This window comes from Legionella anisa, from assembly GCF_001467525.1.
Taxonomy (GTDB): Bacteria; Pseudomonadota; Gammaproteobacteria; order Legionellales; family Legionellaceae; genus Legionella; species Legionella anisa.
In genome coordinates this window covers 60210-81921 of record NZ_LNXS01000004.1, presented here as the reverse complement: position 1 = coordinate 81921, position 21712 = coordinate 60210, and the positions used below count along the sequence as shown (strand labels likewise).

Here is a 21712-nt window from a genome sequence, read left to right as displayed (position 1 = left end):
TTAAGGTTAAAGAGTTAAAATTTTGCTCATAAATTTAACAAACAAGGGTAAATTATGGGTAAAGTAATTCTTATTCATGCTAATTGTAAAAATCCTACTGCAAAAGGTGATTTTGCTTTTGCAGGTAATATGGCAAAGGACATGGTTCGCGAACTTGCCAAACAGGGAATAATGGATATTGATGTCGTTTTAGTAAGTACACTTGATGGTATACCTCGATTTACAAGCATGTATGGTGTTCCTGTGGATGGTCGTATATCCGTAGAAGGCACTAGCATTGGACTTTCTTCTTTAGAACTGTTTGATGCAGTTGACAATACAGTAGTTGCTTTTATTGATGCCAACCGTTGTAAGCATGCCCCATCAGATATTATCAAGCGAGTTCTTTCTCCTGACAGTAAATTCTTATTTGTGGGAAATGTAAACCAGATGGCTTTTTCAGATTTGTTTACACAATCTCTCTACCGTATGCAAGCGAAGATAGATCAACCAAAACTCTATGATTCTTTTGATGATGACGATATGTTGATTGGGAGTGCTGGTCTTGGACTAGATCGGTTAGGTATCCCCTCGATTACCAAATCAGAAGATTTACCTACATTATCACTTTCCGACCAAGCAAAAGTTCCTACCGGTAATTATGGATTTATGTATCTTGCTGCAGTAGATTCTTCAAAGGATTATAAATTAATCGCACAGTACATTAAGTTAAGTGATCAAGATAAGTACATTCTTGTTGGGGAGTGGGGAAGTAAGAAGTCTGAAATTCGATATGCTTATGAACATGATTTGACTTTGACTACTTCTAAGCCTCTGCCGGCAATTGAATACCACCAATCATTACCAAACGGGGTGATGCGGCAAACGGTTGCCCAGTCGTCAAGCTCATTGGTTTTATCAACCGGCGTTACCAGTACTCTGGAAGCGATGCGAGACAAAAAGCTGCCTTATTATCAAGATATGGATAATAACACAGAATTTGTTGCTGCTTATTTAATTGCAGTGAAGTCATTAGTTTCGAGTGATACTTCCTTATTTGGAGCAATGCCCGGCATGATTATTGAATTGTCTGGTTTGCTTTTTGCGAACAAGCCACTAAGTCGCAAGGATATGGAGCGTACTGATACTTTGTTGAAACTGGATTCAATAAACTCAAGATTAGTGGGCACTAACCAGACTATTATGGATCAGGCGAGTGGAAAAATTGCACCAAAACTTCTTACTTTTATTGGTGGCGGACGAAAAACGAAAGACCAAGTACAACTGGCTACAGTGTGCGCTTCATTGCGTAAACCAGGCGAAATGGGAAGCCCAGTGTATGATCAAGCCTTAAGAAGAGCTGCTACCTGGGGACGTTTATTTGAACTCAAAGTATTGATTAAATCGATGTCAGTGTCAGATCTGGATAAAGCAGATCCTACTTATGGACGTTCAGCACTTCATTGGGCTGTTTCGAGCAAAAATTTTGATTGTGCTCGCGCATTGGTAAAAGCAGGGGCATCTTTAGATCTTCAGGACAAAGAAGGACAAACCCCGCTACACAAGGCAGTACAAAATGGGGATAAACAAATGATTAAAATGCTTATCGAAGCAGGTGCATCAGTGGATATTCCTGATAAATCGAGTCATAGTCCCAAAGATTGTGCTCCGGATAGTGGCATCTTATTGTTCATCAATGATTGTCATTCTCATACGAGCACTATACAAAAAGTAAGTAACTATTAACCATACAGTATCAATCGATGTTGGATTGCCAATGGGCAATCCAACTCTTTATATGGATGTGCCTAATTAGTCTTAAAATTTAATAACTGCGCGACCTACAGTGTCACTGCTCTTAGCAAATCAAGCTGCTCATTGACTTGTTCAAGGCTGGCCATCTTAACTGTCTGTTTTATCATACCTTGCGAAGCCAGTGCCAAGACTCACTTAAATCATGTCTTGTCCAGCAAGTTTGTCTTTAGAAGGGATATATTCCAAATTCATTCGATCTTTTTTTAATCAAAAAGCACTATTTTTTTTATCTGTTCAAATGGGTTTTTTCTTAGGATAATGGGGCTGCGATGTCAGTTTGGTAAAAATTTATCCTTCCGAATTGATGTTAGAGTAGGTTATTGATCCTTAAAGACACGTTCCTTGAGGATGTTTTTTCAGATAAGGAATAAAAAATGAAAAGAATTACTTTATTAATCATGGGATTGGTTCTAACTGGTTTGGCAATTGCGGAAAGCGCCCCCAAAGAAGAGGTGCGTCATATTGTGACACTCAATGGCCTGACTCAGGGCGATGGACGATATATTCGCACCGATGTTATTGAAAACGGTCAATATAAGTTTGGCTATTATTTTTGTGGAACCCGCCATAGCGTAGTATATGGTGATATCGTTTTCGCGGATGAAGTAGGGGAATCATATCGTGTGGAGCGATCCATTAAATTTTCGATTTGTCAGGATGAAACGTTAACTGAATGTCAGGAGTTTGCTGCGGATCATTTTACTATTTTTAAGAATAAAGAGGGCTATTTAGAAACCGATAGCCGTCCTGTTTTACCTATTAGTGTTGCATCAGTAAAAGATTCTTTTAAAGCATGCCAGCCTAATCCAGAAGAAGATAATCGGATGAAAAAAGTAATTCATGCGGGAAGTAATTATCTGATTCGCAAAGGTTAATTGGAGTTGTAGCCTGGGTGCAGCGCAGCGAAACCCGGGTTCCGCTGCGCTGCACCCAGGCTACAAAACTACAAAAAGAAAGAGATTTTACAAAGAGATTTTACTATAATACTCCGCTCATTTTTATAAAACGAATATTATGCCTCAATCTAGAACCTCTATTTTACTTATTGGATTATTATCAGCTTTTTCTTTACTTACCTTTGATCTCTATCAACCTTCGTTGCCCTATATCACCAATTTTTTTGGTACAACACATAGCCTAAGCCAATTAACCTTAAGTATTTATTTGGTTGTTTTTGGCGTGACCCAATTAGTTTGGGGGCCGTTAATCGATCATTTTGGCCGACGCCGTTTATTGCCTGGTAGCTTAGTGATTGCTGTGCTTGCCAGTATAATATGTGCTCTTGCTCCTAATATTTGGGTACTCATTTTAGGTAGGTCCTTACAGGGATTTGCGTTATGCTGCGCTAACTTGGTTGCTTTTTCAATTTCGCGAGATTTTGAAGATACTGTAGAGCGAGCAAAAGTTTTATCCTATGTTTCGATGATTGTTTCAATCTCGCCCATCCTTGCTCCTGTGCTTGGTTCGCTTATCTTTACCTACTGTGGTTGGCAAGCTAACTTTATGTTAATGGCTGTGATCGGTATCGTGCTCTTGCTTCAGTCTCGTAAAGGATTATTTGAATCACCATTTTGGAATCAACCCAAAGAACCGTTTATCGTAAAAAAAGTAATCAAAGCATATCAAGAGCTCATCCCATCTCCTACTTTATGGAGTGGTTCGTTTATTATGATGTTTAGTTTTGCAGCAGTAATGCTTTCGGTGATTAATTCATCTTATATCATTATTGATCAATTCGGTTTTTCGCCCTTAGTGTATGGTGTTATTTTTATTATCAACGGATTAAATATTATCGTTGGAAATTATTTAGGCATTTGGCTGCGTAAATATTTCAGTATGGCTGCAACCATTTATCTAGGTAGTTGGTTTATTATTATCGGTGGTTTTGCGATGTTATTGGGCGCAGCCCTTTATGAATTCAATTTGTATACACTATCTTTTGCGTTAATTTGTAATTTAGGGATTAGTTTAACTGCACCAGCGACTATGTCGATTATGCTTGCGGATTATAAAGAAAACACCGGTCTTGCCCTTGCCATAATTCATACTGTACGCATGTTTGGTTCCTCTGTATTAACCATCTTAAGTGCGTATCTGCTCATGCAAACACTCAACGCATTGCCTTTAGGGTTAATTGCTTGTGGACTTGGAGCGCTTTACAGCTCCTGGCATTTTAATCGTTTAACAACAGAATCTGATGATGACTCAGAGTTTGATAGGGCAGAAGCAGCATAGTGTTGGCTCTGCCTACGCAGGGATGACCGCCTTTTTGACTTCGATATAGGGCGTCCATTCCTTAGGCTGGATGGATTCAAGTAACAAATGAATTCTACCTGGTTAAATTTTGTGAGGAACTCTCAAAGCTTGTCCGCGGGACGTAGAAATAGATCTGGGCTGAGTTTTTAGGCTACGTTTTTTTTGAAACGCTTCAATAGAATCATGCACGCTATAAATCATACAGATTTTTAGAGTTAAACGACATGAATATGGTATCATTTTGTTTTAACCCATGTTTGTCGTAAACAATGAAGATAAAAATTTTCCTTTATGGCATGCTTGCGACTATCCAAGCGTTCGCTGCCCCACATTTCGTACCCGCAGAGCCTGCTTCTGCAGCTCACTACGAAGTCAATGGACCTGCATTATGTGCGACAGCCAAAGAAACTTTGGCTTATTTAAATAAAGGCAGTCACTATGATCCTCGGGTCATTCACGAAGGCAAGGTTTTGCCTATACCTCTTTCACGAGTTAAAGAAACTTTAATCTTTATTTGCCGACATCAAAATGAATTGAACAATCCTGCTTTTATTAAAAAGCACTTTGATTTTGTTCGCTGGTATCCCGATCTGGAACAAGCCAAAGACTTAAAGGCGAAAAAATCACTCATTGCTCATTTACCCGCAGATAAAATTTTAATGACTAAGTATTATGTGCATCGTGCTAAAGCATCAACGAAACGCAGCGTGGCCTATCCTTTTCCTCTTTATGGACTTCCCAGAGATGAAGAGCAATTGACACTTGAAGAGGCAGATGCAAAACCTGAATTGACACGTTTCCAATATGGGAAGCAAGCTATATTGAAAGGTGCATTGACGAATAAAAATGTTCCTCCACTCGCCTATTTGAATCGAGATGACTTGGAGTCTGCATTAATGCAAGGGACCATTATTGCAGACTACCCAAATCATCAAACAAAAATCTTTAATGTGCATCGATGCAACAATATTGCGTATGACAAAGCCAAAAATCCTTATCTACAAGAGCGGTACTGGTATTTTAAACCGGTATCGGGTATCAAAGGTTATGGAAAAGATGCAGATCATAAAATTACGGTGAATACCGAAGTCACTTTTGCTGCTGATCTCGAACAGTTTGGTGTAGGAAAACTTTTGATGGTACAGTATCCAGATCAGAAGAAAAAAATAGTGACACGAATCGGTATTTTTGCTGATACTGGTGGTGCATTCCAGAGTAATTTGTATCAAGTTGATTTTCTAGCGGGTAGTTATGCAGGGAGAGAAGCTTTCTCGCAAGCCACTCGCCATTTACCCGATTATGTGGTTGCCTATTTTATGGTACTAAAAAAATAATATGAAAATTTTCCTGTATTGCTCATTTTTTATAAGTTCTCTGGTGCATGCATTTTCTTGCTATGACGCGCAAGAAATTCATAAGGCACCGATTCAATTTGATGAACAACGCATTGCTTTAACGCGACAGTATCAATTAACTCATTATGGAATTGATTCTAAGTCAATTGAAATTGAACCGAAAATGATTGTATTGCATTGGACATGTATTCCCACGCTTAAGGCAACTCTTCGTGTTTTTAATCCGCCTACATTCCCTCAAAATTCCCCACGTATTAAAGAACTGCCGGGTAACTTGAATGTATCAAGTCATTTTTTAGTGGATCGTGATGGAACGATTTATCAACTCATGCCTGAAAACTGGATGGCAAGACATGTTATAGGATTGAATCATTATGCGATTGGTATTGAAAATATAGGGGGAATAGACAGTAAGGATGATTTAACGGAAGCACAGACAAAGGCAAATGCATTTTTAGTGTGTTATCTTAAAAAGAAATATCCGGAAATAAAATATGTTATTGGCCATAATGACTATTTGAATTTTAAAAATACCCCCCTTTGGCTTGAGCGGGATCCGAATTATCAAACGGATAAAGAAGATCCAGGACCTGATTTTCTTAATCGGGTCATGAAATTAGTGAGAGGAAGTAAAAATATCCCACGCTAGCAGCGATTCTTGACTTCAAACGAATTAAAAGTAGCCTAGGTGCAGCGAAGCGAAACCCGGGATTAAAGGGTTGATTCATGTCTCCCGGGTTTCGCTTCGATGCACCCAGGCCACGTGGCTCTTATTTTGAAAAAATGTATGGGTTTGTTTACTATGGAAAATCATTCTGCGCCTCCTTGTTTTTTCATCTTTGGTTTTGGGTATACCGCCGAATTTTTAGCCAGAGAATTGCTCGAATTAAATTTCAATGTGATTGGTACAACCCGAGATAAGAATAAGATTCTAAATAGTGCACAAGAAAATTACAAACTTATTGATTTTTGTGAGAATGAAATAGCCGCTCATTTAAGTAAAGCAACCCATATTTTAGTATGTATTCCGCCTTCAGAAAAAACAGGAGACCTTGTCCTTTTGTGTTTTGGTGATTTAATCAGTCAAAACAAAGGGCATATTCAATGGCTTGGGTATCTGTCTTCTACCAGTGTTTATGGAGATCATCACGGTGCTTGGGTAACTGAAGAGTCTCATTCTAGAGCAGCCGGAATACAGGGTAAATTAAGGTTAAACGCTGAAAATAAATGGAAGTCTTTTGCCAGACAACACGAAATTCCGCTTCATATTTTCCGGTTGGCAGGAATTTATGGACCACAAAGAAATGCAATCGAACGCATTATTGCAGGAAAAAAAGCCAGTATTTATAAGGAGGGCCAGTATTTCTCCAGAATTCATGTTGCGGATATTGCCTCGGTTATTCGCGCATCAATAAAAAATCCCCAGCCGTATTCAGTTTATAATGTTGCTGATGATGAACCTACCTCAGCCCATATTGTTGATGCGTACGCTGCATCATTACTCGGACGTCCCCCCCCGCCACTTATATCCTACGAAATGGCAACAATGTCTTCCATGGAAAAGCAGTTTTATGCAAGTAATCGCCGGGTTTCTAATGCAAAAATTAAAGCAGAACTCAGGATAAGCTTGCTCTATCCTTCCTATCGAGAGGGATTAAGTCAGCTTTTTAAAGAACAGCTACAGAAAAAAGAGTAAAAAAACCAAATAGCATTGAAGCAATTAAAATCTCTTAAATATATTGGTTTCATCCTCCTGGAAAAACTGCGGGCATTAGATTTTTAAGCATATTTTATCTTGAGTATCTTTTGTTGCGAGGTTAAAACTTATATCATCTCCCACATGAAAAAACCGTTGATTTTAAGGGCAAATAATAGTCAGGTTGTCTTGTAATATACAAACGGTTGTAATTTATATAAAAATAGAATAAAAATTTGCTTAATGCTTTATATAATTTATTGCACAGAGAGTGAAAATCTGTCAAAAGTACAATAAAAAGAAAATTGAATCCCTTATCTCATCACAAACCTTCATAAACTATGGACTGTTACATGCTGATAGGGACATTTTGGCGTACATTTTTTCCATCCCATTTAAAACGGGATATAGTGTCGATTATTTACGTTAAAAAATTGAATAAAAACAATGAGAAAGGGATCACATACTTTATGAAAATAAAATTTCTGGCGCAGTGTGCTCATATTTTCAGGGAAAAAAGTATTTTACTGTGTTGGCTTTTGAGTATTGTATTTTCAGTGAATGGTTTTGCAAGTCAGAGTAATACCGAGCTAATTAAAAAAATAAAAGATATTGAAAAAAAATCGAACACAGTGATGGGGGTTACTGCCATTTATATAGAGAAAAATAAGGTAATCGCGCATAACAGTAACCAACGCTTTTTTATGGCAAGCACAATCAAGCTGCCCATTGCGATGGCTTTTTTGCATCGTGTTGATGAGAAAAAAGATTCATTAAATCGTGTGATTAAAATGGATTCACGTAATTCGGTTCCTGGATCAGGAGCGCTGCATTATTTATTCGAAAAGAAAAAACTGAGTATTTCCTTAAAACAAATACTGATGCATACACTCAAAAATAGCGATAATAGTGCAAGCGATGCATTATTACAGGCTGCGAATGGGCCCCGATATGTAGCAAAACGGATGAATGCATTAGGATTCAAAAACATTTCCATTAATCGTTCCATTATGGAAATGTTTATCGATACAAATCATGTGGATCGCTCCTTTTTAAAAAAACGCCAACCGGTGTATTCCTGGCAGAAAATATCTAATCGTGTTCCCCTTAAAGAAAAACAGCAAGCTTGGCAGCGCTTTGAAAAAGACATACGCGACACAACTACACCGGATGATATGGCAAAACTGCTCGTAAAATTATATAAAAAACAAGCACTCTCGGAATCAAGTACTGATCTTCTTATGAAGATTATGGAGCAATGCCGCACGGGTCGCAGCAGAATAAAAGGATTATTACCGGCCAATGTGAAAGTGGCTCATAAAACAGGGACCTGGTCAATTTATGAACGAGACTATTTAAGATATCCTGGCTCTAAAAAATTATATCGTTTTGTTAGCGATGTGGGGATTATTACCTTGCCTAATAATAAAGGACATATTGCGATTGCAGTATATGTCAAATCAAAATCAGCCAGTGATTATCCACGCAGTCGCGCCATAGCCCTTGCCAGTCGTGCTATTTATGATCATTTTATGAAGTAACCAATGACAGCGAAGTAAAATCCGGGGGAGAAAACAATGTGTTACACTTCGGTTCCGCGTGCTGCACACAACCACATTCTGTATTCACAAAAAATATTAGAAAAGCGTCCGTATTTCGTATACTCTGTCACAAAAATAATAACAAGGAGGTTGTGATGCGCCGTTGTTTGACTTTGATTATTAATGGACTTATCTATTTTTTCATGAGCTTTGGCTTATATGCTCAATTACCCTGTGATTATCAGGATTTATCTGCTGCAGAAAAGCAAGCTTTATTATGGAATGAAATTACCTTAAGCAACGCAGAAGATCCTTTGCCTCCACTGACTGGCAACAGTTATAATGAAGTACTTGAAAAAATAAAAGGATTGTTTCACTTAAAACCCACATTTGATCATGCCAGTGATGAACTACCAGAAGGTCGAGTAAAAATTATTCATGCCAATGGTTCAGTAGCAAAAATTGCTTTAATTCCTGCTGCGGGCCATCCTTTTACCGGTATTTATCAGTCCGGTGGAATAGGTGTAGCACGTCTTTCGTTGGCGACGCCCCCTGCTGACGACACGTATATTCCCGGTATGGCTATTAAAATTTTAGTTTCCAAACATCCATCTTTAAACCTACACATAATGAATTTACTCGAGGGGCAAAAAGAGAATTGGAATTATTTTGCGAAGGATTTTTCAAATAAAATACCCCATCCCACCAGTTGGACATTAACTGCGATTGAGAAAATATTCGAATTCACTCGGGATCCCGCGAATAATCTGCCTCTGTGGCATTTAGCTGCTTGGACGAGTGAGGGTAAATACAAAGGCATTCCAATATTTCCTGAGCGAATCTATTTCAGACCAACTGAATTAGTCAAAGATCTGATTGCTGAGGATTCGCGTGAAGATTTTAGAGTTTCTTTTTTACAAATACCTATGGGAGCTCTCTATGAGATATATGGAGAATATCAGGGTACAGAGTATCATGTAGGAACGTTAATGCTGGAAAGTCCTTTATTAGCCTCAAATTATGGTGATAAGAAATTATTTTTCCAACATCAACGATAATAAGTGCTTCTATCTATCGTCATTACCATTAAGTTAAAATACTCTGCCTACGCCACGTCCCCACAACTTGTTCGTGGGGTTATCCTCGGGGGGCAGTGATGGTACGAAATTTCTGGATCCCGCGAGCAAGTCCTGAGAGTTCCTCACAAAATTTAACCAGGAAAATAAGTATTCTACAGTCTACAGGGATGACAGTAATATAGCCTGGGTGCAGGCGAAGCCGTAACCCGGGTTTTTGGATAAACATCACATGGTTACGCTTCGCTTCACCCAGGCTACATATATCAATTTGCAATAACGTCGGTTTATCTGAGAGGTTCGGTGATGGTGTGAAATTTCTGAGTCTGCGAACAATTGCGAGACGTAGAGGAACGATTTCTATAGTTTTTAGTTGATTAAATTCAAAGAGGAAAAAAATAGGTCTTCTTGTTTCTCTGTCGTGATGATCAATTCTCTAGGACTCGGTTTGACTGTCGGTAACTCAATAAGTGATGTTGCTGGATGTACAATGGGCCTTCCCAGAAGGCTTAGTTTTTTTATACTGCCATCGAGTTCATTATTTGGGGGAATTATATGAGGCTCTTGTTTCTTTCGTTCATTAGGTTCTAAGCAGTGTTCATCTGAATTAAGGACTTTATATCTTAAAACATTACGAAGATAGACTTCCGAGGGTGTTTTATCTGCAATTTTATTGCGATTTTCAATGAGATAACGAAACGCCTGCTCAATGTGTTGATCTTCAGTTTTTCGTGGCTCTTTGCCGCAAAGTGTGTCCAGGTTATAAATATGGGCCAGGGTACTCTGAAATCCATCATGCCCATGGACATAATTAATCGTGTATCCATTGTGTGTTGCAGGTCTCGCGGTTTCAGTTTCCTTTGTTTCATCCCAGCGATTCCAGAAAAGATAAATTAAAGGCCATGCGGCTCGTTCCTGTTCTGACATGTTGGTTCTGTCGTGAATCGCATCAGTATGAAAGAGGGAATGAATGGTATTGTTCTCAATGTAGGATTGAAATTGGTGATTTATTTGATCAATCGTTGTTGCTAAGGTTTCACTCGTAGAGTCATCGTAATTCACTCCAAGACTTTTAGCCATCAATTCTATGGCGTCAAAACGGATGGGTGCATGACTAAATAAGGTGATTCCCTTTTCGCTTATCGTGTAATCCAGTATCTTTAAGGTAGGTTTATAGCGTTCATTAACTAAATGGATTAACTCTGAATGAGGAACAATTTCTTGATCAAGTAAAAGCTTAAGTCCCCAAAACGAAGGGGTTTGAACATCACCAATATAACCTTGAGGCACAAATGGATGTCCTGCTATGAGTTGCTCATATGCGTAAATAAATTCACTTCCATGGTTCGAAACAAGAATAGTTAATGGACAATGATTTCGATGAAGCAAATTAAGAATTCTTAAGGTGAAATAATCAGAATTTCCACGGTCAGCAACTTCATCACCAAGAAGGCGAACTATTGTTTGATTATCACAGACTCTCAATTGAGCCATAAAGTGATTAAATTGGGCAACACAGTCAGCCAATTTATTTTTAGGTTCACTTAATTTGTGTTTTAATTTTCTTTGTTCTTCTTCAACTGCCTGTAACTTTTCCAGTGTTTGTTGTCGCAATTGGAGCAAAGTTTGGTATTGTTGCGTTTCTTTGTTCGCTTCAAGTAATTGTTTATCCAGATTTGCAATTCGCTCTTTTGCATTATCGATTTTTATTTGTGTAAATTGCAAAAGAGTATGGTTTTCCAGATATTCTTGAAGAATCTCACCATACTGTTCATAAAGCGTCACAAATTGCTGATATGTTTCCTCAACATGCGTTACTTCATCTTTAAATTGAATGATTTGATGACGAAAGAGGAAGTGAATGAGTTTGATTGGGTTGCCATGTAAATCACCGAGTGTGATCGAGCCTAAATTGTGTTCGAATTCACTTGGATACTTATAAATATCAACGTTTTTACTTATAAGATGATTGGTCATCCCTTGACCCAAATAAGATTTCTTATTTAGAAGAAAGTAATTGATCCAATTTTAAATATCAAATAAAGAGACTTTGCATGAGTTTCTAAAGATTGGAGGTTATAGCTCGATCTATAATAAATCATTATGGGTCTTAATTTGAATCGGACTGTGAGCCAGGTAAAACAGGAAAAATAAATGAATGAATTAATTATGGCTTTACCTAAGGTTGAGCTTCATGTGCATATAGAAGGTACGCTTGAACCTGATTTAATGTTCTTATTGGCAGAACGAAATAAAATTGCATTACCCTACGCAAATCCAAATGAACTTCATGCAGCCTATCAATTTTCTGATCTGCAATCTTTTTTAAATCTTTATTATGCGGGGACGAATGTTTTGCAAACGGAAGAAGATTTTTATGATTTAACCTGGGCCTACATGCAAAAAATAAAGCTACAAAATGTACGTCATACAGAAATTTTTTTCGATCCGCAAACGCATACTGCTCGAGGAATTGATATTGGGGTAGTGATTCAGGGAATTCATAAAGCACTGCAACAGGCAAAAAGAAGACTCAATATAAGCTCAGAGATGATTTTATGTTTTTTGCGAGATTTGCCTGAAGAAGATGCTTTGCATACTTTAGACAGTGCATTGAAGTATCAAGATAAATTTATTGCTGTGGGTTTGGATTCTGCTGAGCGTGCTCATCCTCCCCGAGATTTTGTTTCGGTATTTGCTAAGGCAAGAGCTCATGGTTTATTAGCCGTTGCTCATGCAGGCGAAGAAGGCCCGGCTGCTTATATTACTGAGGCTCTGGATCTCTTAAAGGTATCTCGCATCGATCATGGTGTGCGCTGTTTAGAGGATATGGAACTTGTAGCGCGCTTACAAAAACAACAAATACCTCTTACAGTGTGTCCCTTATCCAATATTAAACTGTGTGTTTTTAAGACCATGAACGAACATCCTATTCAAAAAATGCTAAACATGGGGTTGGCTGTTACGATTAATTCGGATGATCCTGCGTATTTCTCCGGTTACATAGAAGAAAATTATCGTGCTGTAGCAGATACGTTCCAATTAACCGCCCAGGAATTAGCTCAATTGGCACGAAATAGCATTCAGGCAAGTTTTTGTTCCGCGCAGAGAAAACATCAATTAGTGTCGGAACTTGATGCGGTGATTAAGAATTTCAAACACAATAACACGTTGTAGATGTCATAGATTGGCTCATGACATTTCATTTTAGATACTTTCTAGGCTATAACTTAGACCTACTTTTTTTAAGAAAATTATTGAATAATATATTTTTCTTCAATTTGCTCTGAATAAGGATGGCATTATATGGATGTATTATCGAGAGTTATTGTTCACCATCGAAAATTTAAAAAAAATGTATGGGTCGCTTTGTGCAGTTTTACCTTGATGAATTCGTTGACTCATGCGAACACATCATGCCCTAGCTTAAATATAAATGCGATGTGTGTTCAAGGAGCATGGCAAGTCATGATTACTCCTAACGATGCACATTGGGTACTCATGGGCGAAAGTGTTAATGGCATACCGTGCACCAGTAATGAACAAACTGATGATGTGCGCTGGAACTATGCTTTTACTTCTGCTCGTTTGGGAATAGCAGGATGTAACTATGGTTTATTTGATAAGCAACTGAAGCAGATTGGTTTGATACAAATTAAATCCTCCCAATATACCCGTACAGGAAGTAACTGGGAGCAAGGTAGTTATCCTGGCAACTGGACCTGTCGCGAATCCCAAGAAGCCTGTTTGTTTCGTTAGATCAAAGAAGGGATACACACGTGCATCCCCTGTTATTTGAGAAAGAGAAGGCCTAAGTTTAAAAATGAAAGGCAGATAATCACGAAAACGGTTATGGTCATTCCTTGTATACGACATTTAAGACGGTGCTTTTCTTTAAGAAACGCATATGCATGGACAATTCGCCCTAAGATAAAGAAAAAAACCAAGGTTAAAAGAACGATCCAGTTTGCTTGGTTTGCCTCAGCACAAAGAAGTAATATTAAGGTAAGGGGAATATATTCGCTGAAATTGCCGTGTGCTCTTATTGCCATTTCCAAATCAGTAAACTCTTTACAACCAAAGGCAACTTTGTGTTTGCGCCGCAGTTTAATAACCTGGATTGCAAGATACATATAACCTAGTGCTAATAATGAGCTGGTTAGGGTTGTGATTGGATACATTGTGCGTCCTTAATAAAAATGAAAATAATGCCTTTTACTCATTAGAGCTCGTCCATTATGGACGAGTTCTATTCATTGTTGCAGAATTCAGCTCGATTACAAAATCATCAAAGCAATGCTGAACTTGATCAAGAGCCATTAACCAAGGCACATGGCCTGCTTGAGCAATTATCTTATTGATATTGTTTTTCCCTTGGAATCTTTTATTTTCCAGGAAGATTTTTGGTGGACAGATAAAGTCATTTTCGCTGGCAATGGTCATTGTGGGTATGGATTCGGGAAACCATTTGCAGGAATAATCCGGATAAAAATGTTCAATGGCATAATAATAAGCTGTATTATTAAAAGCAAAAAGAGGGATGATTTTCTCCCCTTCTTTCAATTCATCCGCAGTAAAACAATAATATTTATAAGTATTCCAAAATTCCTTGTATGCTTCATCTGAAGGGGTTAAATGGTATTGAGTGGCAGCAGGAACCAAATCAGGTAAATGATGTTGCTGTTGCATGGCGCTTACCTGTTCAAAAAAACTGTTTTTGGTCGTGGTATTCATTAATACCAGTCCTGTTACATGGTCTTTTAATTCGGGCAAATTTAACGCAAACATTCCTGCAAAACTGTGGGTGACCAATACCGGCTCAGGAAAGGATTTTAACAAATCAATTAAACCGTCTTGCCAATATTTGATGCTCAGTTCGCCCTGATTATTAGTACCATCTTGAGGGAAATCCAAAAGAAAAATGGACCCAGGCAAATGCAATTTGTTACACAAATCCGTGAGGTACTCCGAGCCCAATCCCGGACCACCGGGCAAAAATAACCAGGAATATCCATGGTCTTGGGTGAGTTGTTTTATCCTATAACCATATTTAGTGTATTTCATGCGTGGACTATCTCTTTTTAGCAAGCATTTATCATAGCACATCGATTAGTTGAATTAATGCTGCATTAACATTTATAGTGGATTAGGTATGCGTTCATTAACTCGAAATATAGGATGAAGCTGAGCCATTGAAACAGGGAGTGTATTGTGAAAAAAACATATCGTATGGTTTTTATATGTCTTTTTTTAATTTCGGGTCAGGTACATGCAAATGCAGCTTATCTTAGATACAGTGGCAAGTGTCAATTCACACTTACTCGAGAGAGATATGCTTATTGTTTGGAAAAAGAGAGGGTTTTTTATGATAGACAATTTAGTCAACTTTATAGTCATTTACCACCTGAAGCATCTCTACTTGCAACAGAAGCATTGGCAACTCAGATTATCGAGCCTAATTGTGATGCTATAGCAATGAAAATTGGTGCGGGCTTGGAATATCATATTGCGTTTCGGACCTGTATGATTCATATCACAAGAGAAAAAATTGCATGCATCAAAAGATTCATTCCCTGCCAAATATGCTGGGGTAGATCATTGGTTAGTTCACTAAAAAGACCTTTATTATTTTTGGAGAATATTTCGATTCATGTATCAGATCCCACGTGATTGCGTCCATGCGTCGTTGAGAGTTTTTAATTGTCAAATGGAACGCAACCGTTCAGAGGGTATGTTTGAATCTTGGAAGCGTAGGTTGCGCGAAAATGATGCCGTTCGGTGAATGGGGCGTGAACGCTTACAATGGAACAAACCCCTCTCATGAGTGGGAGAGGGGGCGAATTTTTGCTTAATTTGTGGATGAAGACTTGGAAGCGACTTCACTATCAGCGCATGTATCGGCAACACCATCAATTTCGTCATAATATTGTTTGTCAGTCATATCATTTGATTTTTTGAGTAGTTCGACTAATTTAGGTTTAGCACATTCGCAATAGGCAGTAATGAATTTTTTATCTTCATCAGTTGGTTTGGGGAGTACAAGTTCCCATCTGTCCTTACAATAATCAGTAATATCACTATCTTTTGCTTTGCTCAAGCCGACATCATCTTCTATAGAATCCATCGCATCATGCAGCAACGTTCTTGACATACATACCTTAACTGCTTTTTGAACGGCTGCTTCATTATCTAACGGTAGCTTGGCAGCACAGCCACAATATTTTTCACCAAAATTCTTAAAATCTACTTTGTCTTTTGCTTCATCTGCTTTTTTCATCCAGGCATCCGTACAACGAGTTTGAAAGTCTCCTCCGGCAGAATCTGCGTTAGCTGATAAGGAAAACAGCATTGTAAGAGCAAAAATACTGATTCCCTTTAAAAAAGACCGATTCATAATATGTCACTCCTTTGATTGTAAATAGCACTGTCTTCACATTGAGCATAGCCAATGTTGTGTAGGTATTCTATAACTTTTTAAAAATTTAGGGTCTGTTTACCTTTCTACTATCTAGTGAAATGTAAACAGACCCTGGTTTTTTATCTAATTACATAGTGCTCTTACTGTATGAGTTCCTAAATCGGTAACCTGAGCTTTAGTGCCAGGATCTGCCAATACGGGAATTTGTTGCATGTTGGTTAAAGTCCAGACTAAATAGTCACCTTGTTTAAAGGAAGTGCCATTGAACTTGCCCTTTCCACTTATAATCTGAATAGAAATAGAGTTTTTTACGCTTGAGACCAAATGTACTTCACATAACATGGAGATCGCTTGCTTATTTGTATTCGTTAAAACAACAGGTTTATTGGGCTCAAGATTGATTTCGATCGGAGCCACTGAAGAGAAAGCAGGGGTGCTGGCTAAAACTAGGATATAGGGCAATAATTGATTGGAGAGTCGATTCATAAATGTCCTTTTTATTTATTGTTATTGAAATTCATTATATTTATCAAGCCTGGTTTTTGGACAATCAGTTTTTTAACTGAGAAGAAAAATTATTCTGAAGAGCATCCACAAACTCTCTTACTGTATGTACTTCCTTACCGACGAGCTCATCCGCTTTACCGGCTTTAATGAAGGCTCTTAATTCTTTGCCTAAATTACCATCTCTCAATGTGTCAATATTCTCCTCGGAGAAAACAACTTTCTCGCCCTGCAATGCACGCTGTGCCAGCTTAACTGCATTGCGTTTTTGGGTCAGACTTTTCTGGAAACAGGTAAAAAATCTATGGAAATATTCTTTAATTTTTCCCGTAGACTCATCAATTACTTTTTCTCTATCTTCGAGATAGCCTGACAAAAGTTTATTGATGTCATACTCTCTAATTTTTTCCTTATTGCCAGCTAGGGTGTAGCCTTGGATAATTGCTTTAATGCTTGCTCCATACTTAAGTCGATATTCTTCAACTTTTGCATGATGGTCAGCTAAAGCATAACTCTCAACAATTGCATTAACATCTGCTTTGAATTCCGTTCGATATTCTTCAACTTTGTCATAATTTCCAGCTGAAGCATAGCCCTTGGCTATTGCATTAATGCTGGCCCCATGTTGGGTTCGATACTCTTCAACTTTTGCATGATTCCCAACAAGAGCGTAGCTTTGAGCAATCACATCAATGCTTGCATTATAGTCCTTGCGATACTTTTCAACTTTATCGTAATTTTCAGCTAAAGCATAACCTTGGACAATTGCAGTAATGAAGGCATTACGGGATTTTTGATCCAAACTTGTATCGGCGAGCCTTTGATAGGAATTAACTTTGTCATAATTACCCGCTAGAGCATAATACTTGGCAATCGAAAGTGTGCTTATATTATGTCGCGTACGGTATTCTTCGGCTTGTTCATCATTTCCAGCGAGAACATAGCCCTTGAGAATCATTAGCGGTTTTGCTCCATACTTGGTTTGATATTCTTCAACTTTTGTATGATTTCCTGCTAGAGCATAGCCTTCAGCAATCGCATCCACACGTGCTTTATATCGTGTTCGATATTCTTCAACTTTTGCGTCATTTCCTGTGATTGCATAGCCTTGGGCAATCGCATCGACACTTGCTTTATGTTCCTTACGGTATTGTTCAACATGATGATGATATCCACCAATTGCGTACCCTTGTGCAATCGTATGAACACTTGCTTTATGTTTTGTCAGATATTTTTCGACTTTTACATGTTGTCCGGTTAAAGCATAGCTTTTAGCAATGGCATCAATGTTCGCTTTTTGGTCTTTTCTATAATGTTTTACTCGCTCATGATTTTGCGCGCGAGCATAACCTTCAGCAATAGCATGAACACTGGCATTTAATTGTTTTCTATAGTGTTCAACCTTGTCATGCTTTCCTGCAAAAGCATATCCTTTGGCAATTGCATGTACACTTGCTTTATGTCGTGCTTGATATTCTCCAACTTTGAGGGTGTTGCCAGCGTGAGCATAGCCTTGAGCAATGATGTTAACATTTGCTTTATATACCCTGCGGTATTCATCGACTTTTCCATGATTTGCAATTATTGCATAAGCATAGGCAATGGAATCAACGCTTGCTCCTAGCTTTTGCAGCCACTCTGCTTGTTTAAATTGTCCTTTTAATATTAACTCGGCTGCTGGGGTAAGGAGCGGGTTATCACTTCTTTTCTCATCGATGTATGCGCCATGTAACTTTCGACGTAAATCCTCGAGGCTAGTCGCTTGTAGTGCTGATTGATATACAAAGTGATACATAAATGAAATTTTGATTAAATCATTGTGGATTTTAATTGTACATTAATTTGCTTTATTAGTCGATTTGTAATTTGAGGTGAATTAATCAAGGAGGATTGAAAAGTAAAAAATCCCATGTAAAATTTTCGTGTGGACATTTGGACGCAAATTTATAAAGGATGATTAAATGCTTAAAAAATTTTTTATCGGTGCTTCTTTTTTCCTATTTTCACTTGCAGCATACAGTATGCCTGATGAAGAGAAAGCCTATCTTGCGAATCAATGCTATGAACTGTCGCAAAAAATTGATGAGTTAAATGTCAATCAAACAAATTCTTGTTCTTCTATAATACACGAAGCGGCAAAATTAGTAGATCATAGTGGAAAATTTATATTAAAAGAATACTGGTTTAATGCCAGAACCAATCTGCATCGTTCATACCGATTACTGAATGATGCAAATCAAATGAACTGTAAAACCACATCAGGAATTTCTGCTGTCCAAAAAGGCATTGATGACATCCTGGAACAATTATATGGATTGGAATAGAGCAAAGTGAAAAAAGTCACAATACATAATGATAGGATAAACGCTCACATGATATATAATCAAAATACCTGGGTTCCTTGCTTTATACCTGGAATCCAGGTAGACAAAAAAAGCTGTTTTATATTCAAAAATTAGCCGCGATTAGCTTGGATAGGATGATTAGGTCTCTAAAAAAGGAAATACAAATGAAAATTATTGTAGTGGGTGGAACTGGATTAATAGGTGAAGCAGTATGTAAAGAACTCAAACAACGTCATACAGTGGTTACAGTCGGACATACTAATGGTGATTTTCAAGTTGATGTTAGAGACGCCCGTTCCATTGAATTGCTTTACAAATCAATAGGTTCGTTCGATGCAGTTGTTGCTGTAACGGGTGAGGTATACTTTGAAGCGTTAACGGCTTTTACTGAAGAACAATATACTATTGGTTTGAATAGTAAATTGATGGGGCAAGTCAGGCTCGTATTAATTGGCCTCAAATACATCAATAAAGGCGGTTCATTTACTTTAACAAGTGGTATTTTAAGCCATGATCCAATCCTTATGGGGACATCTGCGTCTATGGTAAATGGGGCAATCGATTCTTTTGTAAAAAGCGCAGCGATTGAATTACCTCATCATATTCGTATCAATGCAGTAAGTCCTACAGTCATATCCGAAGCAATGAATCGGTATGCACCTTTTTTTCGTGGTTTTGAACCGGTGCCAGTCAATCGAGTTGCTTTGGCTTATAGTAAAAGTGTTGAAGGAGCTCAAAACGGTATGGTTTATTCCGTTGAATAAAACGCCAGAGTACACAAATGATTGATTTTTATGCTGCTCCAATCCATCTATAAAGGAGAGTTGCGTGCTACGTACCATTGTTGCTCATATCTATCCACCATTCGTTTTCTTATTTTGGATAGCGTTCTTTTTGATTCTTACTAAGGTGCTTTTCTATTATAAACGCAAGACCATGCATATTACGGCTGAGATGCACGGTACACGCTTAGTTGTAAGTATTATAGGAGGTCTTTTTAGTATCTTTCTAGGATTTGTAACCTTTATCTCATGGACCAATTACAAAGAGGCAACAAGTTTGGTCGCACAAGAAGTAACACAAATATATACCACTTGGGAGAATAGCAGAGGGTTTCCATCTCCTGTTTTTCAAAATATTGATAAATTGCTTCAAGCGTATGTTTTCTCTATTCTCAACGATGAATGGCCTTCAATGCAAAAAGGGAACGCATCACCAATTACTCAAGATGCAAGTCAAGCTATCTATTCAGAGCTTTTGAAGTTTCACCCGCCGGACTCTTACTCCCAATCCTATTATAATCGAGTGATCTCCTCTTTGAATGCTGCAACTGAAACACGAAACCAACGCATCAATATGCTTAATGTAATTATTCCATCAGCATGGTACCTTATGATCTTAATTGGCACATTTACGATTATTATTGTTTCAATTTTTTTGCTGGAAGGGGTTTTTATCGAGATATGTATTCACGTGATGCTCTGTATTTTTCTGTCATTTTATCTCACAGCAATTATCATCTTAAGCCATCCTTTGTCTGGCTTGATTACGATTTCTGATCAACCCTATAAGGCTCTTATGTCTAAGATGAATGTTTGACTGTCGTGTCACCACAATAGTGCTCTAGTTGATAATGGAATTTATTGACTCGATGTCATCTTTTTATAATTTTACAATGCCTCTCTTTAATTCCTAATTTGAGCTATGCTTATTTCAAATACGCTAGCGCAATATTGTGTTCCAGAGTAATGCAGGGAGAATACCAAAAATGAGTTATTTTAATGCAAAGGACCCAATATGCGAGACTCGAAGATGTCCTGAGCAAGTTAGCGTAGCACTTATTCCACGAACAGTTGATCTTGGCGGGTTTCATGTAGATCGCATTTTACCATCCAGGGAAAAAAGAACTGTAGGTCCCTTTGTTTTTTGGGATCAAGCAGGACCTAGTGAACTGCTTTTGGGCAAGGCTATTGATATACTCCCGCACCCCCATATCGGTTTATCAACCATGACTTATTTATTTTCTGGAAAATTGGAGCATCGTGATACGCTCGGCAGCCATCAAATTATTGTCCCCGGAGAAGTGAACTTGATGACTGCTGGCCGAGGAATTGTTCATTCCGAGCGTACGCCGCGCCAGGATCGTCTCTACCCACAGCATTTTTTTGGTATTCAATGTTGGTTAGCATTGCCCCTTAACAAAGAGGAAACTAACCCTTCATTTACCCATTATGATAAAAGTGCCACTCCCATGCACAATGAAGATAAAAATGTAAGTTTGCGAATCATTTCAGGAGAATGGATGGGGTTAAAATCATCGGTTGTCACTCAAAATGAGGCACTTTTTGTTGAATGTAAATTGAAGGCTCATGCCAAGTTAAGTATTCCATCAACAGTAGAAGAACGGGCAATTCATATTTTGAATGGTAAGATAACGATTGATGGTACCCAATATGATGCCACAACAATGCTCATTCTTAAAACAGGGGCTGAAATCAAAGTAACGGCGACTTCAGATGTACATATGATTATTTTGGGTGGACCGGCTCTTGAACAACAGCGGTATCTTTGGTGGAATTTTGTAGCCAGTTCGAAAGAAAGAATTGAGCAGGCCAAATTGGATTGGAAAGAAGGGAAGTTTGGAAAAATACCTGGTGATGAACACGAATTCATTCCTTTGCCAGAGTAAACTGTTTACGGAGATGTCTCAAGTTAGGTTTTATAATA

21 protein-coding genes are annotated in these 21712 nt (G+C 38.1%); 15 read left to right on the top strand and 6 right to left on the bottom strand.

What is annotated here, in order from left to right; all coding sequences use genetic code 11:
* Positions 1-54 precede the first annotated feature (54 nt).
* The 8 genes from ankY to Lani_RS02240 all read left to right on the top strand — a co-directional run bounded on the left by ankY (position 55) and on the right by Lani_RS02240 (position 9700).
* Positions 55-1725 (top strand): Dot/Icm T4SS effector AnkY/LegA9, encoded by a 1671-nt coding sequence (gene ankY / locus Lani_RS02275; RefSeq protein ID WP_019235207.1) that lies wholly within the window; start codon positions 55-57, stop codon positions 1723-1725.
* Between the two features lie 443 nt (positions 1726-2168).
* The gene (locus Lani_RS02270) at positions 2169-2669 is read left to right on the top strand and encodes a hypothetical protein (RefSeq protein ID WP_019235206.1); all 501 of its coding nucleotides are present in this window, start codon (positions 2169-2171) and stop codon (positions 2667-2669) included.
* A gap of 139 nt (positions 2670-2808) precedes the next feature.
* A complete protein-coding gene (locus Lani_RS02265) occupies positions 2809-4029 on the top strand; it encodes a multidrug effflux MFS transporter (RefSeq protein ID WP_058388378.1) in 1221 nt (406 codons plus the stop codon).
* Between the two features lie 290 nt (positions 4030-4319).
* Positions 4320-5384 (top strand): MltA domain-containing protein, encoded by a 1065-nt coding sequence (locus tag Lani_RS02260; RefSeq protein ID WP_058388377.1) that lies wholly within the window; start codon positions 4320-4322, stop codon positions 5382-5384.
* Position 5385: 1 nt separating this feature from the next.
* Positions 5386-6054, top strand: a complete 669-nt coding sequence (locus Lani_RS02255) for a peptidoglycan recognition protein family protein (RefSeq protein ID WP_040523284.1) — start codon at positions 5386-5388, stop codon at positions 6052-6054.
* Between the two features lie 153 nt (positions 6055-6207).
* Positions 6208-7101 (top strand): SDR family oxidoreductase, encoded by an 894-nt coding sequence (locus Lani_RS02250; RefSeq protein ID WP_058388384.1) that lies wholly within the window; start codon positions 6208-6210, stop codon positions 7099-7101.
* 470 nt (positions 7102-7571) lie between these two features.
* Entirely contained in the window at positions 7572-8642 is a 1071-nt protein-coding gene (gene bla, locus Lani_RS02245; RefSeq protein ID WP_040523282.1) for a class A beta-lactamase, read from the top strand.
* Positions 8643-8797: 155 nt separating this feature from the next.
* Complete coding sequence (locus Lani_RS02240; RefSeq protein WP_058388376.1) at positions 8798-9700, top strand: hypothetical protein; 903 nt, start codon at positions 8798-8800, stop codon at positions 9698-9700.
* A 387-nt stretch (positions 9701-10087) separates the two neighbouring features.
* Here Lani_RS02240 and wip read toward each other — a convergent pair whose 3' ends face one another.
* Positions 10088-11695 carry a Dot/Icm T4SS effector Wip gene (gene wip, locus Lani_RS02235; RefSeq protein ID WP_058388375.1) on the bottom strand — a complete coding sequence of 536 codons (1608 nt, stop codon included), beginning with the start codon at positions 11693-11695 and terminating at the stop codon, positions 10088-10090.
* 177 nt (positions 11696-11872) lie between these two features.
* On the opposite strand from wip, the gene Lani_RS02230 reads away from it, so the two are divergent.
* Positions 11873-12895 (top strand): adenosine deaminase, encoded by a 1023-nt coding sequence (locus Lani_RS02230; RefSeq protein WP_019235199.1) that lies wholly within the window; start codon positions 11873-11875, stop codon positions 12893-12895.
* 129 nt (positions 12896-13024) lie between these two features.
* Positions 13025-13477: a hypothetical protein gene (locus Lani_RS02225; protein WP_058388374.1), complete on the top strand. Its 453-nt coding sequence runs from the start codon at positions 13025-13027 to the stop codon at positions 13475-13477.
* Positions 13478-13509: 32 nt separating this feature from the next.
* Here the strand turns inward: Lani_RS02225 and Lani_RS02220 are convergent, their stop codons facing one another.
* Positions 13510-13899, bottom strand: a complete 390-nt coding sequence (locus Lani_RS02220; RefSeq protein WP_058388373.1) for an MAPEG family protein — start codon at positions 13897-13899, stop codon at positions 13510-13512.
* Between the two features lie 55 nt (positions 13900-13954).
* On the bottom strand, positions 13955-14782 hold the full coding sequence (locus Lani_RS02215) for an alpha/beta hydrolase (RefSeq protein ID WP_019235196.1): 828 nt from the start codon (positions 14780-14782) through the stop codon (positions 13955-13957).
* Between the two features lie 147 nt (positions 14783-14929).
* Between Lani_RS02215 and Lani_RS02210 the strand changes: the two genes are divergently transcribed.
* Positions 14930-15388, top strand: coding sequence for a lysozyme inhibitor LprI family protein (locus Lani_RS02210; RefSeq protein ID WP_019235195.1), 459 nt, complete (start codon positions 14930-14932; stop codon positions 15386-15388).
* A 178-nt stretch (positions 15389-15566) separates the two neighbouring features.
* Here Lani_RS02210 and Lani_RS02205 read toward each other — a convergent pair whose 3' ends face one another.
* The 3 genes from Lani_RS02205 to Lani_RS02195 all read right to left on the bottom strand — a co-directional run bounded on the left by Lani_RS02205 (position 15567) and on the right by Lani_RS02195 (position 18435).
* Positions 15567-16112, bottom strand: coding sequence for a hypothetical protein (locus Lani_RS02205; protein WP_019235194.1), 546 nt, complete (start codon positions 16110-16112; stop codon positions 15567-15569).
* A gap of 147 nt (positions 16113-16259) precedes the next feature.
* Positions 16260-16622, bottom strand: coding sequence for a hypothetical protein (locus Lani_RS02200; protein ID WP_058388372.1), 363 nt, complete (start codon positions 16620-16622; stop codon positions 16260-16262).
* Between the two features lie 64 nt (positions 16623-16686).
* Positions 16687-18435, bottom strand: coding sequence for a hypothetical protein (locus Lani_RS02195; RefSeq protein ID WP_058388371.1), 1749 nt, complete (start codon positions 18433-18435; stop codon positions 16687-16689).
* A gap of 166 nt (positions 18436-18601) precedes the next feature.
* On the opposite strand from Lani_RS02195, the gene Lani_RS02190 reads away from it, so the two are divergent.
* From Lani_RS02190 to Lani_RS02175, 4 genes are all read left to right on the top strand, one after another.
* On the top strand, positions 18602-18964 hold the full coding sequence (locus Lani_RS02190) for a hypothetical protein (RefSeq protein WP_058388370.1): 363 nt from the start codon (positions 18602-18604) through the stop codon (positions 18962-18964).
* Positions 18965-19149: 185 nt separating this feature from the next.
* The gene (locus Lani_RS02185; protein WP_019235190.1) at positions 19150-19749 is read left to right on the top strand and encodes a short chain dehydrogenase; all 600 of its coding nucleotides are present in this window, start codon (positions 19150-19152) and stop codon (positions 19747-19749) included.
* Between the two features lie 64 nt (positions 19750-19813).
* Entirely contained in the window at positions 19814-20584 is a 771-nt protein-coding gene (locus Lani_RS02180) for a bestrophin-like domain (RefSeq protein WP_058388369.1), read from the top strand.
* Positions 20585-20753: 169 nt separating this feature from the next.
* Entirely contained in the window at positions 20754-21674 is a 921-nt protein-coding gene (locus Lani_RS02175) for a pirin family protein (RefSeq protein ID WP_019235188.1), read from the top strand.
* Positions 21675-21712: the final 38 nt, after the last annotated feature.

What these genes read in the sequence shown, in the direction of transcription:
- ankY (WP_019235207.1), top strand. Translation starts at nt 55, where the DNA reads ATGGGTAAAGTAATTCTTATTCATGCTAATTGTAAAAATCCTACTGCA.
- Lani_RS02270 (WP_019235206.1), top strand. Translation starts at nt 2,169, where the DNA reads ATGAAAAGAATTACTTTATTAATCATGGGATTGGTTCTAACTGGTTTG.
- Lani_RS02265 (WP_058388378.1), top strand. Translation starts at nt 2,809, where the DNA reads ATGCCTCAATCTAGAACCTCTATTTTACTTATTGGATTATTATCAGCT.
- Lani_RS02260 (WP_058388377.1), top strand. Translation starts at nt 4,320, where the DNA reads ATGAAGATAAAAATTTTCCTTTATGGCATGCTTGCGACTATCCAAGCG.
- Lani_RS02255 (WP_040523284.1), top strand. Translation starts at nt 5,386, where the DNA reads ATGAAAATTTTCCTGTATTGCTCATTTTTTATAAGTTCTCTGGTGCAT.
- Lani_RS02250 (WP_058388384.1), top strand. Translation starts at nt 6,208, where the DNA reads ATGGAAAATCATTCTGCGCCTCCTTGTTTTTTCATCTTTGGTTTTGGG.
- bla (WP_040523282.1), top strand. Translation starts at nt 7,572, where the DNA reads ATGAAAATAAAATTTCTGGCGCAGTGTGCTCATATTTTCAGGGAAAAA.
- Lani_RS02240 (WP_058388376.1), top strand. Translation starts at nt 8,798, where the DNA reads ATGCGCCGTTGTTTGACTTTGATTATTAATGGACTTATCTATTTTTTC.
- wip (WP_058388375.1), bottom strand. Translation starts at nt 11,695, where the DNA reads ATGACCAATCATCTTATAAGTAAAAACGTTGATATTTATAAGTATCCA.
- Lani_RS02230 (WP_019235199.1), top strand. Translation starts at nt 11,873, where the DNA reads ATGAATGAATTAATTATGGCTTTACCTAAGGTTGAGCTTCATGTGCAT.
- Lani_RS02225 (WP_058388374.1), top strand. Translation starts at nt 13,025, where the DNA reads ATGGATGTATTATCGAGAGTTATTGTTCACCATCGAAAATTTAAAAAA.
- Lani_RS02220 (WP_058388373.1), bottom strand. Translation starts at nt 13,899, where the DNA reads ATGTATCCAATCACAACCCTAACCAGCTCATTATTAGCACTAGGTTAT.
- Lani_RS02215 (WP_019235196.1), bottom strand. Translation starts at nt 14,782, where the DNA reads ATGAAATACACTAAATATGGTTATAGGATAAAACAACTCACCCAAGAC.
- Lani_RS02205 (WP_019235194.1), bottom strand. Translation starts at nt 16,112, where the DNA reads ATGAATCGGTCTTTTTTAAAGGGAATCAGTATTTTTGCTCTTACAATG.
- Lani_RS02200 (WP_058388372.1), bottom strand. Translation starts at nt 16,622, where the DNA reads ATGAATCGACTCTCCAATCAATTATTGCCCTATATCCTAGTTTTAGCC.
- Lani_RS02195 (WP_058388371.1), bottom strand. Translation starts at nt 18,435, where the DNA reads ATGTATCACTTTGTATATCAATCAGCACTACAAGCGACTAGCCTCGAG.
- Lani_RS02190 (WP_058388370.1), top strand. Translation starts at nt 18,602, where the DNA reads ATGCTTAAAAAATTTTTTATCGGTGCTTCTTTTTTCCTATTTTCACTT.
- Lani_RS02185 (WP_019235190.1), top strand. Translation starts at nt 19,150, where the DNA reads ATGAAAATTATTGTAGTGGGTGGAACTGGATTAATAGGTGAAGCAGTA.
- Lani_RS02175 (WP_019235188.1), top strand. Translation starts at nt 20,754, where the DNA reads ATGAGTTATTTTAATGCAAAGGACCCAATATGCGAGACTCGAAGATGT.